This window comes from Ruminococcus difficilis (genome assembly GCF_016680995.1).
Genome location: NZ_JAEQMG010000168.1, coordinates 1 through 2,432, shown reverse-complemented (window position 1 = coordinate 2,432; position 2,432 = coordinate 1). Strand labels below are relative to the sequence as shown.

The following is a 2,432-nucleotide window of genomic DNA, read 5'->3' as shown; positions in this document are numbered from 1 at the left end:
AGCTGAATTTTTATATTCGGGTATAGGTCAATCGGCTGCTGGAAAACATAGTAGATATGCAGCCCTGTCCCCGACAGAACAAGGAAAGTCGGCATCGGCAACCGGCGCACTCGCTCCGGATCGCCGCCAAAGCGCAGAAAGAGGTTGCGCAGCTCGGCAAGACCTACGCCATCCAGATCGAAGATCAGAGCATACATCCGCTGGGCGTTCTCCAGCCTGTTCTCCTTTCTGCGATATGCAAGACCGCTGCACAAAGTAAGGCTGTTCCCCTCGACAAACTCCATGTAATCCTGTTCCCATGTGTCGTTATACATCTTCCTGCGCCGGAGCTTCTTATCCTCGCTCTGTTCGTCCCGATACAGATACACAGCGTTCGGATGGGAAAAATCCGTGTGCCGTTCTCCGGAGTTCTCATTGTCCGGAAACAGCTCTTTATAAAACTCATAGCCTCCGACCTCCGGATATTGTGCGCTCAAATACTCGTAGCAGCCTCGATAATTCTCGGTCATATTACCACCTCACAAAAGAAAAAGTACCAAAAAGAAAATCCGCTGCGGCGGGGATCGCCTGCGGGCGGGAAGGGGGAAAAGGGGGAGCAAAAGAGCGGCGGCTACGCCGCCTTAAAGAGAAAGTCACCTCCCCCTTTTCCCCCTCGCTGCGGGGCATTGAAAGTGCCGCCACTATGGAAAACCCGATGGGTTTACCACAGTGGCTTGGAAAACCTCTAACGAGGTTTACCACACTTCCAACACCCCTCCGCTCACCCCCCTTTTCCCCTCCGACTTTCTCCCTTTCAGAGAGAAAAAATATAGGTTGGGAGTACCCTTACAGGGGGCTTAGATTATCAATACAGCAATTCCCTATTTTCAGTTGTTATTATAGCCTGTCCGAAAGAGATTTTCAAGCCCTCCGGACAGGCTTCTTTTACAGCTCCATGCCGCCCATTCCTCGCTGGTGCTGCTGTTGCTCCTGCTGCTGTCCAATCTCCGGATCGGGCAGCAGCTCCCTCGCCTTTTCAAGCAGAGGACGCAGACGCTCCGGCAAGTGTTCTTCCAAGAAGTCCAGCATCCGACCGATGCCGTCCGTCAGACGCTCGGTGAAGCTGCGTTCCTCCTGCAGCTCGGATTGCAGATAATAGTTTTCATCGCGCAGCCTCCGGTTTTCCTGTTCAAGCCTCTGCTGCCGCTGCGCTTCTTCCAGCCGCTTCTTCATGGACGGCACCTGTGACCGCAGACGGGTGTTTTCCTCCGTCAGCTCCTGTACCTTGTGCCGATCCGTCACGCTGCGCAGTGCCATTTTCTTTAGCTGCTCGACCTGATCCACCGTCACGCCCTTTACTGCCCCTGTGAGCGTCTTTTCCGGCTGAATATCATGCAGGGGTGCATTTACCCTGTCAGCCTCCTTTAAGAGCCGCACAGTGCCTTTCAGAGCGTCCCGCTGCCGTTCCAGCTCAGCAACCTCCCGCTCTACTGCCGCTGTCTGCTGCTGCACCGCTTCCAGCCTCGCAGCCGCTTCCTTGAACTGCGGCAAGTCCATGTGCGGTCTGTTCGTGCCGAGAGAGATAATTTCAAAATCGTGCCGCTGGGCGATCTCCGTCAGAGCTTCTTTCTCCCGTTCCATCCACGCCGCCCATTCGGTCTGCTTTCTGCCGACACCGACAAACCCCTGCTGCTTCAATGCCTGTTTCATAGATACCCTTGTAGAAAGTCCTCTTGACTGCTCCGTTGCCACAGGGATAAAATCGACATGGAGATGGGGCGTTGCCTCGTCCATGTGCAGCACCATATTGAACACCCGCAGATGGGGGTTGCGTTCTGCAAAAGACTCCGCAAAATCTTTCAGAGCTGCCGCCGCCCGTTCTCCGTCCGGCGTACCGCACCCACAGTCGCTCATGTTGCCGATCTGGAAGATCGCTTCATGGAACAGCTTTTCCTGTTTACTCTGCCGGATATGCTCATAGTAGTCCGGTATCTTATCTCTCGTTTTGGTTTTCTTTGCGTTGTAGGCTGCGAGAGCTTCATCAAAGACCATATGATAGACCTGCTTCAGATCCTCGTTGCAGAAAACAATGTTCTGCTCCGTCCGGCTCCGGTCTACATTCGCCGCTGAGAAGCTGCGGTTGTTGTGCCGGATGCTCCCTGCACCTGTCATACCCGAAATCGTAACTCCCATAAAATCGCCCTCTTTCCGCTTATTCTTCCGTCCTCTATTTTATCATAAATTTCCGCTAAAAACAACCTCTTTGTTACTTTCTGGTGAGAAAGTAACGCAAAAGCACTTTCACACCGCCACCCCATCGGTGCAGCGGTGTGAAAGTGCTTTGCGCCCCTAAAGGGGAGGGGTTGCCGGAGCTGCTTCACTGCCGGCTCGTGCCTGCTGCTCTGCCAGCTCCGGAGGGGCGCTGCCCCTGCCGTCTGCGGACGGCTCCCCGA

Annotated in this window: 1 protein-coding gene and 1 pseudogene; both read right to left on the bottom strand. The window is 54.4% G+C overall.

The features are described 5' to 3' along the window. Positions 1-509 (bottom strand): annotated as a pseudogene (locus tag JKK62_RS15465) (hypothetical protein); the annotation flags it as partial. A gap of 415 nt (positions 510-924) precedes the next feature. Beyond that, complete coding sequence (locus tag JKK62_RS15460) at positions 925-2,172, bottom strand: plasmid recombination protein (protein ID WP_015517767.1); 1,248 nt, start codon at positions 2,170-2,172, stop codon at positions 925-927. Positions 2,173-2,432: the final 260 nt, after the last annotated feature.

Excerpts from the sequence above, each read along its gene's own strand:
- JKK62_RS15460 (WP_015517767.1), bottom strand. The coding sequence starts at position 2,172 with ATGGGAGTTACGATTTCGGGTATGACAGGTGCAGGGAGCATCCGGCAC.